The following is a 20,436-nucleotide window of genomic DNA, read 5'->3' as shown; positions in this document are numbered from 1 at the left end:
AATCGATTCTCATCGACTGTCATGCCCCGGAATCTACTATTGTTTAATCGTTAGAGCGCCATTTTAGTGCGATCGTGAACGTGACTATCTGGATGATCACTACAGATAAACCGAAAAATGCCGTCTTCCCCGCCTCATGGAAGGTCGGTACCCAAATGCCCGCTTACGAGAAATCAAACAACTTTTCGTGTCCAAACTGACTCACCGTCTGGAGAAATTAATGAGTAATCAGAGACGTATACTTTCCGTTGTTCCGACCACCCCCGCAGCAGTTACTGAAGTCTGGAAGCTCGGGCAGATGACCTCCGAATTTTGGTCTTCAGCGTTCTCGACGATTAAATCGCGAACGTTTTTATGGGAGGCAAAGTCGCCATTGGACCCAAAAATGATTCATGAAAACCAGCGCATGGTGACCGAGAAGCTCGCCGCGAGCTGGGAGGTCGGTCTTGAGGTTCAGAAGGCGTGGCTGAATATTCTGCTCGGTGGCCAGACGCCCTGGTGGACAACCAGCCGGCGTAGTCTGAAACCACTTCATAAACGCACAACGGCGAATGCAAAGCGCCTCTCGAAATGACATCTGCTCACAACGGCTGGGGGAGTTCGTCCGGAATCCCCCCCCTTTTTTTTGAGCTAAACGTCCGGCTGATTTTTTTGACGTATGCGCCCGGTGGGTGGGTCAGAACTCAGAGGAGAAAAGCGGCTTTATGTACGATTGGATAGCTGACAATTATAAGGTGCTTTCTGTGTGCGCCAGCCTGGCTTCGGTTATTGTCTGGCTGGTTTACGCTCAACTCCTGTATCTGGGTTTTCGCCGGCAACGCAGTCCCCGGCTGATCATTAATCGTGGTCGTAACAAGGATATCAATGCGCTCTGCCTTATCAGCAATATGAGCGCGGAATCGGTTTTCATTGAGTACATCATCGCTGAGCTTGAAACCTCATCAGGCACGATAACGTTGGATGTCACTGATTTCGAGCTGGAATACCTTGAAAGTGGCGATTCGGGTGACGGGCAAAGCGATCAGGCAGCGGGCAATCAGCGACCATTGAATGCCTCGGAAAATACTCGCCAGGGTCCGATACCGCCTGGCGGATTTTTCCATATTGGCACCTTCAACGAACTGATCCAACGTATTGCCCGGAACGAAGTGATGACGACCCGGGAAGATACACCGGAGTATTATTCAGAGAGTCATGGAGAGAAAAATCTGCAAGACAAGCTAGAGCTGAACTGCCTGACGCTGCGCCTTATCGGTATCTATGGGCCAGAGGCTATGCCCATCGGCGCTGAGCGCCGCTTCGATCTGAAGTACGATGGCGATCACCTGGTGCTGACACCCGGATCCTGGGACACAAAACAGCTGGCGACGTTGCGACAGCGCTATAAGTTAAGTAAGGATCTTGAAAAAATGAATGCGGCGAATTTTTCATGTTTGACAACGCATATTGAATGATTCAAGAACTCATATCACCGCTTTGGATCTGAGCTACACCCTTGAGGAGTGCCTCGTCAACCTGCTTACCGTGCAGCACCGATATATCGCCCGTCGTTTCAAGCACAACCGCGCGTACGGTTGAAAGATCGATCGCGTTCGCTTCACGCAGCTTGGCCATCAAGTCATCCTCGGCAACACGAGTGGCCCGTAAAGCCTCCTGAATAATGACTCCATCTTTCATAAGCAGGACTGGCGTGTTCTGGACCAGTTTGTCGAACCCCGGCGATTTTTTACGCAGTATGGAAGCAAAATATTGCATGGCGAACAGGCCGACCATTGCGGTAAGGCTTTGCAGAAAGCCCTGCCAGTTGCCTGACTGCGATGCGCTTGCCAGCAGGGAGCCCATGGCTATGGTCATGACAAAATCAAAGTTTGTCATTTTCGAAAAGGACCTTAGCCCTACGATCCGAACAAGGAAAATGACCCATAATAATCCAAAGGCGCTCAGCAGAGCCCCTTTGGCGACTGCATCAGCAAACACGTCTGAAAAAAACATCGTGCCCCCTTATTTATGTTATTAAATTCGCTGCCTCAGTATTGCAGAACGGGCCTGTTTATACGGAATTTGAGAGAAATTCTGGGTGTTCTCCCAGATAGCTACCAAGCTCTTCTAAATCCCGCTCGGCATGGCATTGGCGAATATAAAGAGTGAGTTCTGCGATACGGCGAGAATTGTCCCTCTCAAAGGCGTAAGGCCGTGGGCCCAGTGTGCGACCAAAACGATCAAGGATTTCCGTGCAGCCACGCTCGATCTGGTGCCTTACTACCAAAGCTGACGGGAATAACTGCCCTGACTTATTGGTGGGGTCGGCGTCGATCTGTTGTGCGCCCCACCGAAGCAGTGATTGCATGCTGCATACCAGGGCGGCCATGGCTCCGAGATGGGCTTTTGCGTGTCCATCCTTAAGCGTTCTCTGGCGCACCGAATCTACCAGAGCCATTGCTCCGCCCGTCCAGCAGGCCGCAGGCCCCAGCGCCCCTAGGCAAAAGCCTGGACGCTCGAAGTACCATTTGTAGCCACCAATGTAATTATCCTGCGTGATGGGGAAGCGTCGCAGCGCAACATTCCAGGTGTGGGTTTCAGAAAAAGCCGGGGCTTCCCAGGCTTTGCCGTCAAAGTCGATGCGGCCTACCGCACCAACGGCTTGCATATCTACTTCAACAAGTTGCTCGTTGGGGTAAATATAGATCAGCGCGCGATCAACTATATCGGAGCCGCTGCAAAACGGCTTAGTGCCAGTCAGTTCCAGACCGGAAGCGGTCCGGGCAGTCTGCGTAATGTGCAGGCTGTCTGCCGGCCCACCCGAAGCCCATATGGCGTAAAGCGCCTGTTTGTCGACAGGACGCTTTGCCTCCCGCAAAATCTGTGTGGCGTCCAGGTGACCTTCAATCAGGCGAGCAAGGCTTAAATCGTCACGCCCTACGGTGGTCAGAAAAGTCAGCCGGGCAGCGCTTTGGCCTTCACCCATGGGCGGCACCTTGGATTGTATATACGGCAGCAGTTTCTTAGCGGCCGCCTGATAATCACTGGCGAGCGGCCGATCGGGCAGGGAGGAGAGTAAAAGCGCAAGCTGACCGTGGTCTGAATTCATAGCGTTGATTTACTCCAGCGTTGCAGCGCATAGCCGTTGTCCAGCATTGTGAAGTCGCTACTCACGGACAGAACCTGACCGATGGTTTCGTGTACTTTCGCGCCGTGAAGCAGATGGTCTTCCGAATGGCCCAGCCAGTGACACGCAATCAGCCGCCCACCGGGTGTTAAAAGCGACCAGAGTTGCTCAATTTGCGATGCCAGGTCCTCGCACGAGAAGTAATAACCTATTTCAGAAAAGACAATCAGATCACACCGGTGTTTTGGCAGGGCGCCAGGTGAGGTGCCCTGGCGGATGTCCACGTGTGGGTATTCCTGACATCGGGATTTGGCGATCTCAACGGCTGTTGCTGAACAGTCGATGGCTGTCAGGGAGTCACAATAATGTGCGAGCAGCGCCGTGAGCTCGCCCACCGAGCAGCCGGCTTCAAAGGCAGAGGCGTAAAATTTATCCTTTATGCCGTCAACAATGGCCTGATAACGGGCTCGCTCATAGGCAGAGCGCCTGAAGTTCCAGGGATCCTCCGAATTCTGATAAAGCCGCTCGAAGAATTCGGGAGAAGTGTCTGGAAAGCTGTCTTCAGGCGGTGATTGTTTTTGTGAACTCATGCGAATGCGACCTCAGGCGGTTGGCGACAGGCGCGGATTTCTGCTTCGGAAGGGTGGCGCAGAATGTTAACGGTCGCAGCGCCCGGCGACCATTCGATCAGGCCGTAATCAGCGAAGAAGTTCAGCCAGTACTCCATGCACCAGCTGCCCCATTTTTTATGGAAGTACAGTGCGTTGGCCAGAATGTCGTCAAACCTGTCCAGCGGCGGCGTGTAAACAGCATGGTACTGATGCAAAGCCAGCGCATTTGCGCACCACCCGAATTTAATGCCTTTCGCCGCAAGCTGTTCGGCTAAGTCTGTTTCTTCGCCGCCGTAACCCACATAGCGTTCGTCCATTCCGCCCACAGCGTTGTATTGCTCCAGGGTGAGGGCGAATGACAGCCCCCATAGCGCACGGGGATTGGGCTCGTCCATCCAGCCGTCGCCCAGCAAACGGGGGCGTGCCGGATGCTGCTTGCCAAACGCTGCCAAATCGCCGAATGCGGCAACGGCTGGCGTGTTTTCCGACACAGTTCCGGGCAGGTAACGGACTTCCCCGAGAAGACAGCGGCCACAGGCGTCCAGCTCCCGGACAAAACTTTGCACCAGATTTGGTGACGGAATACAGTCGACATCCAGAAAAATGAGTCGCTCGAATGAAGCCTTCGCTGCTGCCGTATTTCTGGCCGCTGCGAGCGGCATTCTGATGCCCGGAACCCTGACCATAGTGACCGGAAACGGCAATGACGGGTCAACCCTGGGCGGATCAGGTTGCATATAAGCGATAACGAGCTCGAAGTTTAAGCAGGTCTGGTTGCGCAGGCCATTGATCAGTGCATCAAGATGCCCTTGCCGGCCCCGGATGAGTGTCAATACACTTGCGACAGGTATCTGCAAAGTGGAGGCCATATTATTTCTCCGCTTTCATCTGCTCGTCAGGCGTGCTCTCAAGCCACAGCTTCTGAATAAGTTCCTCTAACCAGGCGGCGGCCCAGCTGGCGGCGCGGTCATCCACTAGCAGGCGCTGTCGGGAAATATCACACTGGCCTGCCTGCTCCACCAGACTACGCCATTGCCCGAAGCTGGCAGGCCAGGTTGGCGAGTAAACGGCCAGATTCTGGGCGGCAAGCGCTTCGGCCTTACGCACCTGTTCGTTGTAATAACACCATTCGGGAATGCAGATAAGCGGCCGGCCAACCCGCGCAATTTCGTGGGTGAGGGTGTCGCCCGGTGTTGCCACAACAACATCGGCGGCGGCAAGGTAGTCGTTAACGTTATCAACCCAGCCAACATCTCTGAGGTTCGAAAAGTCGGTTTCATGACCGTATCGAACGGTTTTGCCAACGGTCAGCCACAGTGCGTCCGGGTAGGCTCGCGCTGCCAGGGTGACCGGTGCGATTGGAATACCGACGCCGCCGTTTCCCGCGACAATAACAAAGATCTGCTGATGCTTGGGTAATCCCAGGAGCTTACGGGACTCGGCTTTATCCGGGACCGGATTGCGGGTGTCTATCAGGCCACCTGCGTAAAAAGTTCGCGCGCGTAAATGATCTGGCCAGTCGGGCTGTTCCAGTATTTCGTCGAAGGGTGCGAGTATGCCAGCGCAGGCGGAATAAGCGGCCTGGTGCGCCGCATCTTCACGGTCGCCGTGCATGCGGATTTTGACAACGGGCACACTGCAGATCCGGCTAAGCAGGGCAAGCTCTGCCGACACATCAACCACAAACAGAGCCGGATCTTCGCGGGCGAGCCAGCCCGCAATGATGCCGCTGGCTTCGCGGATAGCCGACACGCCTACCGGTGCACAGTCCAGCGCCGAACAGGGTGGTTGTTGGTGCAGGTGTTCTGATCGTGCCTGTTTGCCGTGAAAATCCGGCAAGCTGACGATTTCAGCGTTATCTGGCAGGTTTGGAAATATGTCAGGTTTGGCACAGAAAATGATTACCGGGCGCGGATTCAGCTGGTGTGCGATCGCCAGACAACGCTTAGCATGCCCATGGCCGTGGTGATGCACAAAATAGCCGACAGGTCGCCGGGAAAGAGTCGAACTGTCAGTAATGACCGGATGCGAGACCATGTTAATCTCCTGTTTCGGCGGTGTTAACTTCCGGGATTCTTCGCATCGGCTGGCTTAGCTTTTTTGGATTTTCGAAGCGTTCTAAGCCCTCAAGAATACCGTTAGCGTAGTCAGCGTCTGCCCAGTAAAGACTGCGACAATCGCGCAGACTTTCGAGTTCGCCGGTATGGTTAGCGACGACAATGCCGAGCGCCGCGTACTGAAGAAGATCCGTGTCGTTACCCGAGTCGCCAGATGCTACAACCTTCTGGCGATCTATGGTGAAGCGCTTGCGAAGGAACTCTACGGCTTTAGCTTTGCCGCCCGCTTCAGGAAGAACGTCGAGAAGGTTGCCGTGGGAATGCACAACGCGGGCAACCAGACCGGCCGACATCAAGACTTTTTCCACTTCTTTCTTTATAGCCTCATTGTGCCAGGCAGAGGATGCCGTCATGGGGCGGGGGCCTGGTGTGTTGGTTCCTGTGGCTCGTATAAAAAAGCTGAGTTTGTACGCAGACTGTGTGTTCTGGGGCTGCAGTTCCAGAGCAGAATGCCGACTGAGTAGCCGTTCGCATTCGTCGCGTTGCCAGTCTGTGTCCAGTTGCCGGTGCCAGGAGTGGATTAGATGGGTTTTTCTATGGCAATCGATTCGGTAAATAGACGAGCCGACATCGGTGATCAGAAAGTCGGGCAAGGGCGCCTTCCAAATTTCCAGCTCCCGCAAGGCGGCTGCTACAGAGCGGCCGGTCGCTATTACAAACAAGTAGTGTCGATTCTGCGCCAGCCAGATCGCTAGGCGCTTCAGTCCGTCGCGGTCCCCGAGTAATGTGCCGTCCATATCCGTAGCAAGTAACTGCCTTGCTCGCCTGACATTAAAAGGAATCGGGTCTGCGGGCACGGCAAGATCCATGTCTAAGACGTACTGGCGCGCGTGACGGAACCAAGTATAGAAGTCGACATTGCGGTGCCCGTGTGAACTGTAATGCTGCCACTCGATATCGTTGGATATTAATCGATGGCAAGCGTCCGCTATGCCGCGAATATCGGACGGAGCCACAAGTAACCCGTGCCCGCAGCGGTTGAGGATATCAACGGGCCCGCCTTCCTGAGTTGCCACCACCGGAAGCCCGGAAGCGGCTGCCTCAAGTAACGTGAGCCCAAACGGTTCGATCAGGGCTGGATTGGCGAATACCCCGCGGCGTTTGGCCGCCCACTGGTAGATGGCTGGCACCTGTTCCAGGGTATGGTGTTTTGGGTAGGCAACATGGCCGTATAAATCGTACTGGTCGATCAATTTTAAAAGCTGCTGCCATACGTGACGAGCTTCCGGTTCCCCCAAATCAATCTCACGTCGTGTTCCGGCGTAGATCACCAGGTTAGCTTGATTACGGAGGTTCGGATGCTCGCCATAGGCTCTCACCAGAGCACAAAGGTTCTTTTTCTCCACCGGGCGGGCCAGTGCCAGAATACAGGGGCGATCCGGTTCACGAAGAAACCGCTTTAGCTCCGAATCGATCTGCTTCGCTATCGGTGCTGGCGCTCTACGACGGAAATTCTCCACATGGCATCCCGGTGGATTAACCAGCGTTTTGCGCGCATTGTTCGATTTATACAGTCCGTATTGAATCTGAGCTTCGTGTTCGGAACTTGCGATCAGCTGGTCGGCATGTTTAATGGCCAGCTCTTCGTAGCGGATTCGGCGCCTCAGGTCTTTTCCGATATCGCTGTTCGCCGGTCTGTGCTGCGCTTTGGTGGCACCCAGAGAGTGAGCCGTAAACACATAAGGTATGCCTGAAGCGGCTTTCAGTCGCATTGCGACAACACCTGCATCGGCGTAATGCGCGTGAACGAGGTTCGGACGAATGCCGTAATGCTGCATCTTAGAGATAAGGCAGTCGGCCAGGTGAGGGACCTCTTTCCATAATTCTTCTTTGGACAAGTAGGCTGTGGAATGTCCCTGACAGCGCCAGAGGGTGACGCTGTCGGTCATTTTCTCTTCCTGCTGGTTGTATTCCGTGCCCAGATGGGGATCGTCGAAGGCCCGGGTCACGATGATTTGATGCGATACCTCGGGACACTCAGCAAGGGCTGCAACAAGTTCCAGAAGGTAACGGATATGGCCGCCCGTATCGGCCGTCAAACCATAGGGAATCGATCCTGCTTTAAGGCACCCCTGAAGGGCGATGTGCATGATCACGCCGGACGGTTTACCTGAGAAGACCCTTTCCATTTGATGCCTCACGCTAACGCGTTCCGTGGTTTTAAAAGTCGCCCGGCGTAAGAAGGCCGTGCAATCGTATCTCCGTAATGTTCGTGCTCATCTGCTCCAGGCGAAAACGTTCTGGATCAGTGCGTAAGATTCATGAGCCTCCAATTTTTTTTCTAACAGCACTTGCGGTATGCGGAAACCCTCAGTGTGGGCTGGCTCGATATCGCCCAATTGACTGCGAAATTCCTCGATTGCTTGTTTTTTAAGAGTAAGAACCTGCGCAATATCAAGCGCGTAAGCTGCTTCATTGCTGGATACCTGCGCTGACCTGGTGACGGGTGGCCAGATCTGATAGCTGAAAATGAACTTAGCCGGGTAGTTTGTAGCGATCCTGGCGAGTAGCCTGGCGGTTTCCTGATGGTCGTTATGGCAATCATCAATAGCCGGCAGAAAAAGGGTTTTAATGTTGCGCGATTTCATGCTCTCTTCTATTAACGCGCTGATCGCGTTTGTTTTGTCGCCGCGCAGCCGGTCGAGCCCTCCGTCGGGAAGTGCTAAAGAAATAACATCAGGATTCGGAACGCCTAACGTTTTCAGCGCGTTGAGCTGTTCCTGCTGGCGGATCTGACCGAGCTTGTGCTGCCATATCTGATCGCCAGGATGAGACGCTTCACCGTTGGTCATGGCCAGAACTGAAACGGGGTGCTGAGCGCGGGCACAAAGCGCGATCAGGCCCCCGCAGCCCAGGGTTTCATCGTCGGGATGGGGGGATACCACCAGTATTGCGCCCATCCCTGAAACCGGGATCGCGTGCTGGTGCTGGCAATTGTGATCGTGCTGTTGTTGATGTTGCTGCTGTTGTTGATAGCGCAGTACGGCCTCAGCAGCAGGCGAAGAATGTCCGGTGGCAGCAGATTGTGTGTGAACGCTGTAATCCGGCATTAAATCCTGCTCCCTGGCTATAAACATTTAAATTGCGCGCTAAACGTGACGATACTTTATACCCATAAATACGTAGTATTTTGATATGCAATGCGGCGCTACAGATCATCATGATCGTCGGTAAATTATAAAAGACGAAGGCGCCGTCCAGAACTATAGGGCAGGTATGAGAAGCGGGCACTTACAAAAATTTAAGGATAGTCTTATTAGTAGTGATCGGTAGTGCCCGTGTTTTACGCCTATACTCAGAAGACCGGAGAAGATGTCGGTTTGATATCTTCCGGTTGAACTGTCAATTGCTTAGTAACGTGAAATTTCTGAACTCAATCATGAAGTAAAGGAGTAAATCATGGGCAATGTAAGCGCTGACGGCACCTATAAGTGTGCGCACGAGGGCTGCGATTGCAAAGTGGCTGACGATGAAACACATGTTAAAACCGCGATAGGAATATTCTGCAGCAGAGAGTGCGCAGAAGGTAAAGGCTGCAACCATTCCGGTTGTGACTGCGGTTCCAGTTAGATTCGTAGTCGGGATTGTTTATCAATAGCTGGGTCAGGCACACCGGAGGAGAAGCCAGATGGGTTTGATTTTATCCGGGGCCTTCATTGTCATGTTCATCATGGTTGATGTGGTGTGGACCACACTGACCACTCATGGGGGCGGGCCGATGACGACCTTACTGACCCGCGGGGCCAAAGGGTTATCGAGCGGAGTGTACCGGTTATTCGGAACCCGGCTCTTGACGGAGGGTGGGAGTGGTTTGAGGTTGAAAGGGAAGATCTGGAGGATGTCAGGAGGTAATAACCCGTAGGATTAAAAGGCACTATTGCTTATTCATTCATTACATAACCAACCGCGACGGCTTAAGAATAGAATACTTTTCCCCACACTTCATAACTTCCCCTCATTAAAGCCGATGCCAACTAGACCCCACACTATAAATACACTCTTGCTTTGGATTAAAGTGTGTTAATCAAAACCACATTATTATTAACCTGTAATGATGTCTGAAACGCTTTGAAAAGGCGTCCGCATGGTTCTATATTTAAATTGTTAACTTTTGTATCCGAAAACGAATTCCAGCGTTATCTTCTGGATAACAAAAATTTTAGTAGTTAGGGAGAAATCCTATGCGCAACATTTTCTATCTCATCGGAGTTATCGTTGTTGTTCTGGTGGTTTTCAATCTGGTCTTTTAGTTCAAGGAGTTCACTATGACGAATACTGAAGAAAATAATCCTCGCGGTGAAAAGCCGATAACAGAGCAAGTCAGGCAAGCCGCCGGCGCTGCTTCAGAAGAAGTGAAGGCCGGTGCGCAGGAGGCCGCAGATACAGTGTCAGCCGAAGCTGCCCATTACGCTGATGAAGCGAAGGGGGCTGCAGCGGATGAGGTTAAAGATGTCGCTTCGGCCCTCCGGACCGCTGCAAAAGAAATGCGCAGTGGCTCTGCTCAGGAACGGACGTTTAGCCAGATTGCAGAAGCACTGGCGGATGCCTCTGATACTATGCGTGACAAAGATTTGGGCGAGATGGTAGGTGCTGTCACAAACTTTGCCCGGCGCAATCCGATGGTTTTCCTCGGCAGCGCGGCTTTTATTGGTTTCGCAGCAACTCGTTTTGCCAGGGCATCCAGTGATGGCAGGTCTGATTCCAACGGAGCCGACCAGTATCGAACCCAACCGGATCGATACCCCACCGGTGACCGGTTTGGCACTTCCAGTTCAGCCAGCGGCCAAGGCCCGGCAGGCACACCCAGTCGTGGAGGAAACACGATATGAGCACCGATCCGAATAAATCCGCCGGAGGCTTGCTGGCTGACGCCCTGAACCACGTCAGTTCTCTTGTTCGGAGTGAAGTCGATCTGGCCCGGTCCGAAGTCAATGAAAATCTTAAAAGCGCAGGTGTTGCCATTGGCGTGATCATTGGTGCCGTAGTGGTGGCTTTGACCGCGCTCAACGTGTTATCAGCAGCACTTGTAGCAGCGATGATCGAAGCGGGCGTGCCTGCAGGATGGTCGGCGCTGATCGTGGGGGTGGTCTTTGCGATCATTGCCTTTGTGATGATCAAAAAGGGCATGAGTGAGCTGGAACTCAGCAGTCTCGCTCCGACAAGAACGGCGAAAAATGTAAAGCGCGACGCGCAAGCCGTAAAGGGGGTTTACGATGAAAAATGATTCACGCAGTCCCGAAGAAATTGAACGTGAGATTGAGCGTGAACGTGCCGGCCTGACCGACGCGCTGGATGGCTTGCAGAATAAGTTCTCGGTTGAGTCAATTGCGCGTCAGGTTTCGGACCAGTTCCGTGAGCACGGTGGTGACATAGGGCGCTCTGTGTCAGAAGCGGTTAAGCGTAATCCAGTGGCTTTGGCGCTAACGGGTGTAGGTCTTGCCTGGTTGATCATGGGAGACAAGTCCGGTGGGCGTGATCGCAATGACCACAACCGCAATTATGGTCGATCTGACTATAACGAAGATCGAAATGATGATCGCGGCGGGCGCCCGCCTGGTCCAAAACCAGACGATACGCCCCGGTCACACTATGAAGATCATTACACTTACCCAAATGGTACTCCGCCATGGGCGCGGACGAATTATCGCGACGGGCAGGGCATTGGAGCAAGCGCGGGTAATATGGCCTCCAGTGACAGTGCCCGATCAACTGTCGCCGATAAAGCCAAAGGTGCTGCAGGATCAATATCGGGCGCGGGCCATTCTGTAGCGGATAGCGCACACAACCTCGCTTCCTCGGCATCTGATCGGGCAGCCGCGTGGAAAGAACGGCTGGCCGAAGGCACAGAAAACTTCACGGAGGAGGCGCGTAACCGCGTCATTTCAGCGCGGGAAAGTGCCATAGGTGCACGCGATGCTGCGGCATCCTATGCTCGCCAGGGTCGCGATCGCGCGGTGGATATGTTTGAAGAGCAGCCGCTGATCGCCGGTGCACTTGCGGTTGCCCTTGGTGCCGCTTTGGGAGCCGCACTCCCGCGCAGCCGGATGGAAGATCAGTACTTTGGTGAACAGAGCGACAAATTGCTAAACGACGCGGAGCGTATCTTCGAAGAAGAGAAGCAAAAGCTCGGCAAGGTGGCAAAGGCGGCTACGGATGAAGCCAAAAAGGTTATCAGGGAAGCTAAGGAAAATGCCGATGACGCCGCCCCTGCTGACACGGCAGGCCATGCCTTGGCCGACGAGGCAAAATCTTCTGGCAAGCGCATCGCAGATGCCGCCGAATCGGAAGCGAAAAGGCAAAACGTCGGCGATATAAATAAGTCGTAAACGCGATCTCGGCAGAACGTGTCAGCCCGCAGTTCATGTACGGGCTGACACGGTTCTACCTTCTCTGATCCGGTTTTCAATCCAGCTGCACCCCCAGCTGAACTTTAACTCAGAAAACCAAAATAGCTGGACAGGAAAAACGCGGTTGAGCCGATCATTATGAAGGCCCAGGCGGCCGTGGTGTAAGGCGCTCTACGTGACAGTCTCATGGCGATTTTTTCCTTTTTTTATAATTGAATTCAGCTATACGGCTGGTTGGTCGATATAGACTATGGCACGGGACTGGCACTCATGAGTGCTTTTTTTGCGTTGGGTTTTCGATCGATAAATTTCAGCCACAAAAAAACGCCGGGGGCTAAGGGCTCGCCGGCGTTTTTTTGATTGTCAGGTCGGCTTAGTGGCCGCCCTGCACCTGGCCCATGTCGGTAGCAACAGCCACCGCTCTTTTGTTCCAGGAGCGAAATTTTCGTGCGATCGCCTGAACCATGTGACGGCTGGCTTTACGAGTGTACTGGCTCCGGATAGCCCCACTGTTGTGGAGGATGGATGACGGCAGCTGGTGAACGGTTGCGACTGGCTTGGTGGCCATAGTGCTTTCCTCCTTCAAGAAATTTCTCAACAGTGAATTTCGGGCATTTGCCGAATATATAGTTAACTATATAGATTCATATTTGCAGTATAAATACGTTATAATCCCTATCCACGTTGCAAATATGCAGTGATTTATGGATTGGGATTATCTACGATATGTACGCGCTTTGGCAATAGGTGGCACCCTCGCCAAAGCCGGAGAAATACTGGGTGTGCACCAAACCACGGTGCTGCGTCGGCTTGACCACATGGAGGAGGCCCTGGCAGTTCGGTTTTTCGAGCGCAGCCGCGAAGGTTTGAAGCTGACGGCTGCCGGTGAAATGGCTTTTCACGAGGCTGAGAAACTGGCGGCGGAAATGGAAAACCTGGAGCGCAAATTACGCCAGGAAACAACCGCGCTTGAGGGTAAGATACGCATCGCCACCCCGGACACGCTGATGGCTGAGCTGTTAGCGCCGATTCTGGCGAGCCTGCTTATAAAGTACCCGGACATTGAGCTGGAAGTTCTGACCGACAACGACGTCAGCAATTTAAGCCATCGCGAAGCCGATTTGACCCTGCGCCCGGAAAACAAACCCCAGGCGACATGGGAAGGTGAGCGCATTGCGGCGATGGAATACGCTGTGTATGCCACCCCGGGATACTGTCGCCGTAACTTCGGTTTCGATATCGACCAGCGGCCGGAACAGCTGCGCTGGATTATCCCCGATGAAACCTTCAGCCTGCTGGCTACCGGGCGCTGGTACCGTCGCCACCTGAAACAGGTAACCTCGGTGATTCGTTGTAATAGTTTGCAGGCAATGGTGGCACTGGCCCGCAGCGGTGCAGGGGTGGCTGTATTGCCCTGCTATCTCGGCGAAGACGCTCGTGAGTTGCGGCGCCTGTCGGAGCCGCTGGAAGGTGAAAGTGTGGATTTATGGTTGCACGTGAATCAGGACACCCAGCAGATGGCGAGGGTACGGCTGGTGATGGCTTTTCTGGTATCCCGCCTGCGGGCCCTTGAGGCTAGCCTGGAGTTCAGCACCACTTACTAATGCTCGTTGCTGTGTGCCGCACGGCGATCAACCCTACCAAACTGTCATCCGCTCGCGCAGGGATTTACTTGCCGCGTGGGCGTTGGCCGTGTCATAAACAGCCCACATTATCTTTGGATGGCGGCATTATGATGGCTGGTAAAAAAATCTGTGTTTTTTTGATGTCGGCGGCCCTGCTGGGCAGCCCTGCGCTTGCCGCTGTGGCAGCATCACCCGCTGCAAAACAGCAGCAGACGTTAGACGCAAGGCAAGTGCTCAGAGCTTCGCCGATGGATGAAATTATTGCGCAGTACCCGGCTATGATGAGCCAGGGCATACGCGATGGCCTGAAACAGACCGGCCAGGTGCCGCCGATGGTGGCTGATGCGGTCGGGTATGCGGTCAGCAACAGTTTTAACCCGCAGAAAATTGAACAGCAGGTGGCAGGCCGCCTGCAGGCGGAGTTGAGCAATGGGCAGTTGCAAGCCGTGGCGGATTGGTACGACACGCCCGTCGCCCAGAAAATTTCACGAGCGGAAGTCGCCGCATCAGCACCGGCGGTATGGCCGCAAATCAGCGCGCAGGCCGATCAACTGGTCCAAAGGTTTGGTAATACCGACCGCGCCAAGAGTTTCGTGCGCTTTGACCGCGCTTCCCGCGCAACCCAAAGTGCTGTCGATGCCACCATTGCGGTGCAGCTTGGGTTAGCGTCTGCCATGGCCGCGTTCAGCAGCGATTCGGTGAATTTCGAAACGCTTCAAAGGCGCATAGAAAGCCAGCGCCCGGCTTTGAAAGGGGTTGTGGAGCAGCAGGTGTTTAACAGTTACCTGTATGCCTACCAGGATATCAGTGCTGCGGAAATGGAGCAGTATCTAAGCTTTCTGGAAAGCGATGCCGGTGCGGATTTTACCCGCGTGGTGTCCAGTGGTGTGAAGCAGGCGGTTATCGAGCCTGTAGAGAGTATTGGCGAGCAGTTGGGCCAGTTTTTAGCTCCGCAGACCACCAAGTAATCGTTGGATGAGGAGCGCAGTTCTGTAATAAGCGCCCGGCGACTCATGAACGTTTCGCCGGGCGAACAGATCAGCCGCGGCTGGTCACTTCCAGCAGGTGATAGCCAAACTGGGTTTTAACCGGGCCTTGTACGGTGTTCAGGTCAGCGCTAAAAACCACGGTGTCGAATTCTGGAACCATCTGACCTGGGCCGAAGGAGCCCAGGTCGCCGCCGTTGCGGCCAGACGGGCAAGATGAATATTTTTTGGCGACTTCGGCAAAATCTTTTCCGCCTTTAATGTCTTTTTTCAGTTCTTCACACTTCGCTTCGGTGTCTACCAGAATGTGACGCGCTGTTGCTTGTGCCATGTTTCGCTTCCTCAAATGATTTTGTGCGTTTTAAAGACGACTGGCGAATGCTGCCCGCCATGGCGGCCTCTGGCAAGAGCTTTTTGTCAGTGTTAATGCTGGCTGACCATTTTGTGCGCAATCCTGTACAATGTCGCGTCTATTTTCAGCCGCTCCGGATTCCCTGGTGAATTGCCGGTACCGGCCTTACGTCTACAGGTTGCTGCCTTGATCGCTACTGCCAATATTACGATGCAATTCGGGGCCAAGCCCTTGTTCGAAAACGTCTCAGCCAAATTCGGTAACGGCAATCGCTATGGCCTGATTGGTGCCAACGGTTGCGGAAAGTCGACCCTGATGAAAATCATGGGTGGCGATCTGGAACCGTCGTCAGGGCACATCATGCTCGATTCCAATATTCGCCTGGGTAAATTGCGCCAGGATCAGTTCGCCTTCGAGAGCTCCACGGTGATTGATACCGTGATCATGGGCCATGAAGAATTATGGGCGGTGAAAAAAGAACGCGACCGTATCTATTCGCTGCCAGAGATGACCGAAGACGACGGCATGGCCGTGGCGGATCTGGAAGTGCAATTTGCCGAGATGGACGGTTATACCTCGGAATCCCGCGCCGGTGAGTTATTGCTGGGCCTGGACATTCCTTTGAACCAGCACGATGGCCTGATGAGCGCACTGGCGCCGGGCTGGAAGCTGAGGGTTTTGCTGGCCCAGGCGCTGTTTTCAAATCCGGATGTGTTGTTGCTGGACGAGCCCACTAACCACCTGGACATTAACACCATCCGCTGGCTGGAAAGCATTCTGGTGGCGCGCAACAGCACCATGATTATTATTTCTCACGACCGCCACTTCCTGAACAGCGTGTGCACCCACATGGCGGACCTGGATTACGGTGAGTTGCGCTTGTTCCCGGGCAACTACGACGAGTACATGACCGCGGCCACCCAGGCCCGCGAGCGCATGTTGTCAGAAAATGCCAAGAAAAAGACTCAGATTGCCGAGCTTCAGCAATTTGTCAGTCGTTTTTCGGCCAACGCCTCTAAAGCCAAACAGGCCACTTCGCGGGCGCGCCAGATCGACAAGATTCAATTGGATGATGTAAAACCGTCCAGCCGCGTCAGTCCGTTTATTCGTTTTGAAGCGGGCAAGAAGATTCACCGCCAAGCGTTAACGCTGAAGGAATTAACCAAGGGTTTTACCGACATCCCGCTGTTCAAAAAACTCAGTCTGCAAATTGAAGCCGGTGAACGGGTTGCCATTATTGGCCCCAACGGCGTCGGTAAAACGACGCTGTTGCAATGTCTGACAGGGGAGTACCAGCCAGACAGCGGCGAGGTAAAGTGGACTGACAGTGCTCAGGTTGGTTACTTCGCCCAGGACCATACGTCAGATTTCGCTCAGGACATGAACGTGAACGAATGGATGGCACGCTGGACCACCGGCGGCGAGCAGGTTATTCGCGGCACACTGGGCCGCATGCTGTTTTCCAGCGATGACATCGAAAAATCTGTTCACGTGTTGTCAGGGGGAGAGCAGGGCCGAATGTTGTTTGGCAAACTGATTTTGCAACAGCCGAACGTGATGCTGCTGGACGAACCCACCAACCACATGGACATGGAGTCGATTGAAGCGCTAAACCTGGCTCTTGAAAACTACGAAGGCACGCTTATTTTTGTGAGCCACGACCGGGAATTTGTATCGTCCCTGGCGACCCGTATTATTGAGCTTGATGCCACCGGAGTCATCGATTTCAGCGGCAACTACGACGAATACCTGCGCAGCCGCGGCTACGTATAAGTAAGAGCAAGTAACGCACGTGGTTATGCAAGAGGATAGGGTGTGAATCAGTCAGACATTATTAGCGCTACCCGTCACTGGGTGGACACGGTAGTCGTTGGGTTGAACTTCTGTCCGTTCGCCAAGCGCGAACTCGTTAAAGACAGCGTGCGTTTTACCGTGTGCGAAGCGACGAACGAAGTGGAACTGCTGCAGTGTCTGCAGCAGGAACTCCAACGCATGGATGACGAGCCAGATCTGGAAACCACGCTGCTGATTCACCCTCACGCGCTGGACGATTTCATGCGGTATAACGAGTTTCTGGAACAAGCCAACGGCCTGTTGGCGGTTCTGGAAAGGGAAGGTGTTTACCAGGTTGCCAGTTTTCACCCGCACTATCAGTTTGCTGGCACCGGGCTGGATGATGCCGAAAACTACACCAATCGATCGCCCTACCCGATGTTGCATCTGCTGCGCGAAGCCAGCCTGGAAGTGGCCATTGATCACTATCCGAACGTAGATGACATACCAGAGCGTAATATTGAACTCACGCAAAAACTGGGTGTCCAGAAAATGCGCGCCTTACTGGCGAGCTGCCTGGAAAATCCTTCCTGACCGGAGTGTGCATGTCTGAAATCCGTCACCGTTCCCGCCCCTTCAGTTCCGATCAGCGCTTGCCGGATAGTGACATAGCTTCCAGCCTGCATCAGCCGGAGGAAGCCGGTGCCATGCTCGCCGACTTCATTCATAGCCATCCCAGATTGTTGATTCTGACCGGCGCCGGTGTCAGCACAGATTCCGGTATTCCCGACTACCGCGACGGCGATGGCGCCTGGAAGCGCAAGCAGCCGGTGCAGCATCAGGCCTTCATGGACAGCGTTCAAACCCGCCAACGTTACTGGGGCCGCAGCCTGATAGGCTGGCCGCTGATGCGCAACGCTGCACCCAATGCATCTCACCATCGTATTTCACAACTTGAAATGCTCAATCACAGTTCGCTGGTGGTTACCCAGAATGTTGACAGGCTTCATCAGAAGGCAGGTACCCAGGCGGTAACCGATTTGCACGGCCGCGCCGACGAGGTGCTGTGTATGAGCTGTGACTATCGATGCAAACGGGACGAGGTTCACCAGCGCTGTGCGATTCTGAATCCGCAATTCAGTGCTTATACGGCGGACGTGGCGCCGGATGGTGATGCTGATCTGGACATCGATTTTGCAGATTTCCAGCTGGCAGACTGCCCGGTGTGTGGTGGTATTCTAAAGCCAGACGTGGTGTTCTTTGGCGATTACGTGCCGAAGCAGCGGGTTTACGCGGCACTGGACGTGCTGAAAGCCAGCGACGGCCTACTGGTGATTGGCTCGTCGCTGATGGTTTACTCTGGGTTCCGCTTTTGCCGTTACGCTCATGAATGGGGTAAGCCCATCGCCACATTGAACTTGGGCCGGACCCGCGCGGAATCTCTGGCAGCGCTCAGGCTGAACGCCAGCATTTCGGACACCCTTCAGGTGTGCGTTAACCAGCTTTAACCGCAGGCCGGGCACAATCCGTTAGCGTGGAATTGCATTGTATGAAAGCCTGTTCTAGGCTGAAAGTACATGTTAATTCATGAGGATAAGAGGAGTTCAATTTTGAGCAGCTCGCATGTTTACAAGAAAGTTGAAATTGTAGGGTCATCTCCCAACAGCATTGAGGAGGCTATTCAGAACGCTCTGGACGAATGTGGTAAAAGTCTGCGTAACATGGAATGGTTTGAAGTGGTTGAAACCCGTGGCCATATTGTTGATGGCAAGGTAGGCCACTACCAAGTCAGTTTAAAAATTGGCTTTCGCATTGGTAAAGACTGATTTTGCGCGCTAGCTTATGTTGAACGGCAAAATCAAAAAGGCGGCTGCGCAATCAGCCGCCTTTGTCGTTTTCAGTCTGGCGAAATGGCAGTAATGTTTTACTTTCCTCAAAATAGCTGCGAACTCCCTCGCGCTCTTCAGCGACAAAATTTGCAATGGCATCGCGAAAGCCCAGGTGTTCTATGCCGTGCCACGAGTGGGTGAGTAGCGGCTCAAAACCCCGTACCAGCTTGTGCTCACCCTGGGCACCGGCGTCAAAATGCTGCAGACCAAGGCCTATGGCCAGTTCTATGCCCTGGTAATAGCAGGTTTCAAAGTGCAAATGATTGTACTCGTCGAGGCAACCCCAGTAGCGCCCGTAAAGGGTGTCAGAACCGCTTAGAAACAGCGCGCTGGCGATCATTTCACCTTGTTTGAGCGCGATCACGATGTGCACATGCTCTGGCATCTGGCGGAACAAACGCTCAAAAAAGTCACGGCTCAGATAAGGCCGCTGGCCGCGCTTAAGATAGGTTGCCTGGTAGAACACGTAGAAGCCATCAAGCACTTGGTCAGATATGTCTGAGCCGCCGACGCGCTGAAACTCAATGCCCTGATCGCTGACCTGTTTGCGTTCTTTGCGGATGGACTTGCGCTTGCGCGACGTTAATTGCGCCAGAAAGTCGTCGAAGGCTTCGTACCCGGCATTGTGCCAGTGAAATTGGCAGCCTAGCCGGTGCAATTGCGGGCTGTCTGGTGTTTGCGGCTGGCCAAGCAGTGCTTGATCCGCGCTGTCGGGAAACAGCAGATGCCAGGAATGGGCACCGATTGCTGTAATAGCGTCATCAAGCAACTGGTGCAGCGATGCGCTGTCCAGAATTTCGCGCAGCTGCGGCGTCAGCAGAAGCCGTGGACCCTGTGACGGGGTAAAGGGAATCGCCATCAGCAGTTTGGGATAATAAGGCTGGCCGTACCGCTGGTAGGCTTCGGCCCAGGCAAAATCGAACACGTATTCGCCGCGGGAATTGTTTTTCAAGAATGCTGGAATAATGCCGGTAATCTGACCCTGCTGGCGGATCACCAGATGGCTGGGCTGCCAGCCGGTAGCTGCACTGGTGCAGCCGCTGTGCTCCAATGCCTGAAGAAAATCGTAGCGCGCAAAGGGGTAATCGCTACCGGCCAATCTTTGCCAGTCTATAACGTTAATATCGTCGATAGACCGGCAAATCTGGATCTGGCTTTGCGCAGGGCCGTCAAAGGTAAGGCTTAATGGGGGGGCTTCGCGGTGGGTCATGTAAGTTCGATTTCCTGTAAGACGGTGCACTCACTGCACATACCTTACGCCAGAACCCCCCAGGCGATCACCCGTTGCGATTCATTTAGCCATCTTGTCGCAACGCTTTTGCTGTTTTTCCATTCTCTTTTGCATCTGTTGCTGACGTTCTTTGTGCATATCGCTCCAGATTTCGCGCTGTTCATCGGTCAGCTGAAGGCGATCGGCCGTTTCGTTGTGGCGTTTCATCATTTCTTGCTGACGCTGCGTGTGACGGGTTTGCATGTCGGCATTGGTCATTTGTTCGCACTGCTCTTGAATCCTTTGATGCTTGTTCTGGCCTTTTTCGTAGCCTTGAGCCACGGCAAGTGGAGCGGTCGACAGTAATGCGCAGGTTATCAAGGCAGCTGCGATGCGAACAGATTGGGGTGTTTTCATGGT

At 53.8% G+C, this 20,436-nt stretch carries 22 protein-coding genes; 11 read left to right on the top strand and 11 right to left on the bottom strand.

Going from position 1 to position 20,436, the window contains the following annotated elements:
• Positions 1-220: 220 nt before the first annotated feature.
• Both ATI45_RS10075 and ATI45_RS10070 read left to right on the top strand, forming a co-directional pair.
• The gene (locus tag ATI45_RS10075) at positions 221-574 is read left to right on the top strand and encodes a hypothetical protein (protein WP_098419385.1); all 354 of its coding nucleotides are present in this window, start codon (positions 221-223) and stop codon (positions 572-574) included.
• Between the two features lie 130 nt (positions 575-704).
• The gene (locus tag ATI45_RS10070; RefSeq protein WP_098419384.1) at positions 705-1,454 is read left to right on the top strand and encodes a hypothetical protein; all 750 of its coding nucleotides are present in this window, start codon (positions 705-707) and stop codon (positions 1,452-1,454) included.
• A 1-nt stretch (position 1,455) separates the two neighbouring features.
• Here the strand turns inward: ATI45_RS10070 and ATI45_RS10065 are convergent, their stop codons facing one another.
• The 7 genes from ATI45_RS10065 to ATI45_RS10035 form a co-directional block, all read right to left on the bottom strand.
• The gene (locus ATI45_RS10065) at positions 1,456-1,992 is read right to left on the bottom strand and encodes a DUF421 domain-containing protein (RefSeq protein ID WP_098419383.1); all 537 of its coding nucleotides are present in this window, start codon (positions 1,990-1,992) and stop codon (positions 1,456-1,458) included.
• A 58-nt stretch (positions 1,993-2,050) separates the two neighbouring features.
• The gene (locus tag ATI45_RS10060) at positions 2,051-3,088 is read right to left on the bottom strand and encodes a hypothetical protein (protein ID WP_098419382.1); all 1,038 of its coding nucleotides are present in this window, start codon (positions 3,086-3,088) and stop codon (positions 2,051-2,053) included.
• On the bottom strand, positions 3,085-3,696 hold the full coding sequence (locus ATI45_RS10055; protein WP_098419381.1) for an SAM-dependent methyltransferase: 612 nt from the start codon (positions 3,694-3,696) through the stop codon (positions 3,085-3,087). Before ATI45_RS10055 ends, ATI45_RS10060 begins: the two co-directional genes overlap by 4 nt.
• On the bottom strand, positions 3,693-4,586 hold the full coding sequence (locus tag ATI45_RS10050) for a glycosyltransferase family 2 protein (protein WP_098419380.1): 894 nt from the start codon (positions 4,584-4,586) through the stop codon (positions 3,693-3,695). Before ATI45_RS10050 ends, ATI45_RS10055 begins: the two co-directional genes overlap by 4 nt.
• Position 4,587: 1 nt before the next feature.
• Positions 4,588-5,754 carry a glycosyl transferase gene (locus ATI45_RS10045; protein ID WP_098419379.1) on the bottom strand — a complete coding sequence of 389 codons (1,167 nt, stop codon included), beginning with the start codon at positions 5,752-5,754 and terminating at the stop codon, positions 4,588-4,590.
• A 1-nt stretch (position 5,755) separates the two neighbouring features.
• A complete protein-coding gene (locus ATI45_RS10040; protein ID WP_179888026.1) occupies positions 5,756-7,924 on the bottom strand; it encodes an HAD-IIB family hydrolase in 2,169 nt (722 codons plus the stop codon).
• 126 nt (positions 7,925-8,050) lie between these two features.
• Positions 8,051-8,884, bottom strand: a complete 834-nt coding sequence (locus ATI45_RS10035; protein WP_179888024.1) for a PIG-L deacetylase family protein — start codon at positions 8,882-8,884, stop codon at positions 8,051-8,053.
• Positions 8,885-10,099: 1,215 nt separating this feature from the next.
• Here ATI45_RS10035 and ATI45_RS10020 point away from each other — a divergent pair.
• From ATI45_RS10020 to ATI45_RS10010, 3 genes are read left to right on the top strand one after another with little or no spacing between them, the layout of a single operon-like run.
• Positions 10,100-10,663, top strand: coding sequence for a hypothetical protein (locus tag ATI45_RS10020; protein ID WP_098419374.1), 564 nt, complete (start codon positions 10,100-10,102; stop codon positions 10,661-10,663).
• Complete coding sequence (locus ATI45_RS10015; protein WP_098419373.1) at positions 10,660-11,058, top strand: phage holin family protein; 399 nt, start codon at positions 10,660-10,662, stop codon at positions 11,056-11,058. The genes ATI45_RS10020 and ATI45_RS10015 overlap by 4 nt, the downstream gene beginning before the upstream one ends.
• Complete coding sequence (locus ATI45_RS10010; RefSeq protein ID WP_098419372.1) at positions 11,048-12,160, top strand: DUF3618 domain-containing protein; 1,113 nt, start codon at positions 11,048-11,050, stop codon at positions 12,158-12,160. The genes ATI45_RS10015 and ATI45_RS10010 overlap by 11 nt, the downstream gene beginning before the upstream one ends.
• 394 nt (positions 12,161-12,554) lie before the next feature.
• Here ATI45_RS10010 and ATI45_RS10005 read toward each other — a convergent pair whose 3' ends face one another.
• Positions 12,555-12,749 carry a hypothetical protein gene (locus tag ATI45_RS10005; protein WP_098419371.1) on the bottom strand — a complete coding sequence of 65 codons (195 nt, stop codon included), beginning with the start codon at positions 12,747-12,749 and terminating at the stop codon, positions 12,555-12,557.
• Positions 12,750-12,885: 136 nt separating this feature from the next.
• Between ATI45_RS10005 and ATI45_RS10000 the strand changes: the two genes are divergently transcribed.
• On the top strand, positions 12,886-13,785 hold the full coding sequence (locus ATI45_RS10000) for a LysR family transcriptional regulator (RefSeq protein ID WP_098419370.1): 900 nt from the start codon (positions 12,886-12,888) through the stop codon (positions 13,783-13,785).
• Between the two features lie 128 nt (positions 13,786-13,913).
• Positions 13,914-14,774 carry a DUF2059 domain-containing protein gene (locus ATI45_RS09995; protein WP_098421712.1) on the top strand — a complete coding sequence of 287 codons (861 nt, stop codon included), beginning with the start codon at positions 13,914-13,916 and terminating at the stop codon, positions 14,772-14,774.
• 70 nt (positions 14,775-14,844) lie between these two features.
• Here the strand turns inward: ATI45_RS09995 and ATI45_RS09990 are convergent, their stop codons facing one another.
• Positions 14,845-15,123: a peptidylprolyl isomerase gene (locus ATI45_RS09990; protein WP_098419369.1), complete on the bottom strand. Its 279-nt coding sequence runs from the start codon at positions 15,121-15,123 to the stop codon at positions 14,845-14,847.
• Between the two features lie 207 nt (positions 15,124-15,330).
• Here ATI45_RS09990 and ATI45_RS09985 point away from each other — a divergent pair, with 207 nt between their 5' ends.
• The 4 genes from ATI45_RS09985 (at position 15,331) to ATI45_RS09970 (ending at position 18,743) form a co-directional block, all read left to right on the top strand.
• Positions 15,331-16,917: an ABC-F family ATPase gene (locus tag ATI45_RS09985; protein ID WP_098421711.1), complete on the top strand. Its 1,587-nt coding sequence runs from the start codon at positions 15,331-15,333 to the stop codon at positions 16,915-16,917.
• Between the two features lie 42 nt (positions 16,918-16,959).
• On the top strand, positions 16,960-17,511 hold the full coding sequence (locus tag ATI45_RS09980) for a DUF1415 domain-containing protein (RefSeq protein ID WP_098419368.1): 552 nt from the start codon (positions 16,960-16,962) through the stop codon (positions 17,509-17,511).
• Positions 17,512-17,522: 11 nt separating this feature from the next.
• A complete protein-coding gene (locus ATI45_RS09975; protein ID WP_098419367.1) occupies positions 17,523-18,425 on the top strand; it encodes an NAD-dependent protein deacetylase in 903 nt (300 codons plus the stop codon).
• A gap of 102 nt (positions 18,426-18,527) precedes the next feature.
• Entirely contained in the window at positions 18,528-18,743 is a 216-nt protein-coding gene (locus ATI45_RS09970) for a dodecin (protein WP_098419366.1), read from the top strand.
• A 52-nt stretch (positions 18,744-18,795) separates the two neighbouring features.
• On the opposite strand, the gene ATI45_RS09965 is transcribed toward ATI45_RS09970, so the two are convergent.
• Complete coding sequence (locus ATI45_RS09965) at positions 18,796-20,016, bottom strand: GNAT family N-acetyltransferase (protein WP_098419365.1); 1,221 nt, start codon at positions 20,014-20,016, stop codon at positions 18,796-18,798.
• An 81-nt stretch (positions 20,017-20,097) separates the two neighbouring features.
• Positions 20,098-20,433 (bottom strand): hypothetical protein, encoded by a 336-nt coding sequence (locus ATI45_RS09960; RefSeq protein WP_098419364.1) that lies wholly within the window; start codon positions 20,431-20,433, stop codon positions 20,098-20,100.
• Between the last annotated feature and the right edge of the window lie 3 nt (positions 20,434-20,436).

The organism is Marinobacter sp. LV10MA510-1 (genome assembly GCF_002563885.1).
Taxonomy (GTDB): Bacteria; Pseudomonadota; Gammaproteobacteria; order Pseudomonadales; family Oleiphilaceae; genus Marinobacter.
This window is presented reverse-complemented; position numbering and strand designations above follow the sequence as displayed.

Coding starts and splice junctions, on each gene's coding strand:
- ATI45_RS10075 (WP_098419385.1), top strand. CDS start 221: ATGAGTAATCAGAGACGTATACTTTCCGTTGTTCCGACCACCCCCGCA.
- ATI45_RS10070 (WP_098419384.1), top strand. CDS start 705: ATGTACGATTGGATAGCTGACAATTATAAGGTGCTTTCTGTGTGCGCC.
- ATI45_RS10065 (WP_098419383.1), bottom strand. CDS start 1,992: ATGTTTTTTTCAGACGTGTTTGCTGATGCAGTCGCCAAAGGGGCTCTG.
- ATI45_RS10060 (WP_098419382.1), bottom strand. CDS start 3,088: ATGAATTCAGACCACGGTCAGCTTGCGCTTTTACTCTCCTCCCTGCCC.
- ATI45_RS10055 (WP_098419381.1), bottom strand. CDS start 3,696: ATGAGTTCACAAAAACAATCACCGCCTGAAGACAGCTTTCCAGACACT.
- ATI45_RS10050 (WP_098419380.1), bottom strand. CDS start 4,586: ATGGCCTCCACTTTGCAGATACCTGTCGCAAGTGTATTGACACTCATC.
- ATI45_RS10045 (WP_098419379.1), bottom strand. CDS start 5,754: ATGGTCTCGCATCCGGTCATTACTGACAGTTCGACTCTTTCCCGGCGA.
- ATI45_RS10040 (WP_179888026.1), bottom strand. CDS start 7,924: ATGCACATCGCCCTTCAGGGGTGCCTTAAAGCAGGATCGATTCCCTAT.
- ATI45_RS10035 (WP_179888024.1), bottom strand. CDS start 8,884: ATGCCGGATTACAGCGTTCACACACAATCTGCTGCCACCGGACATTCT.
- ATI45_RS10020 (WP_098419374.1), top strand. CDS start 10,100: ATGACGAATACTGAAGAAAATAATCCTCGCGGTGAAAAGCCGATAACA.
- ATI45_RS10015 (WP_098419373.1), top strand. CDS start 10,660: ATGAGCACCGATCCGAATAAATCCGCCGGAGGCTTGCTGGCTGACGCC.
- ATI45_RS10010 (WP_098419372.1), top strand. CDS start 11,048: ATGAAAAATGATTCACGCAGTCCCGAAGAAATTGAACGTGAGATTGAG.
- ATI45_RS10005 (WP_098419371.1), bottom strand. CDS start 12,749: ATGGCCACCAAGCCAGTCGCAACCGTTCACCAGCTGCCGTCATCCATC.
- ATI45_RS10000 (WP_098419370.1), top strand. CDS start 12,886: ATGGATTGGGATTATCTACGATATGTACGCGCTTTGGCAATAGGTGGC.
- ATI45_RS09995 (WP_098421712.1), top strand. CDS start 13,914: ATGATGGCTGGTAAAAAAATCTGTGTTTTTTTGATGTCGGCGGCCCTG.
- ATI45_RS09990 (WP_098419369.1), bottom strand. CDS start 15,123: ATGGCACAAGCAACAGCGCGTCACATTCTGGTAGACACCGAAGCGAAG.
- ATI45_RS09975 (WP_098419367.1), top strand. CDS start 17,523: ATGTCTGAAATCCGTCACCGTTCCCGCCCCTTCAGTTCCGATCAGCGC.
- ATI45_RS09965 (WP_098419365.1), bottom strand. CDS start 20,016: ATGACCCACCGCGAAGCCCCCCCATTAAGCCTTACCTTTGACGGCCCT.
- ATI45_RS09960 (WP_098419364.1), bottom strand. CDS start 20,433: ATGAAAACACCCCAATCTGTTCGCATCGCAGCTGCCTTGATAACCTGC.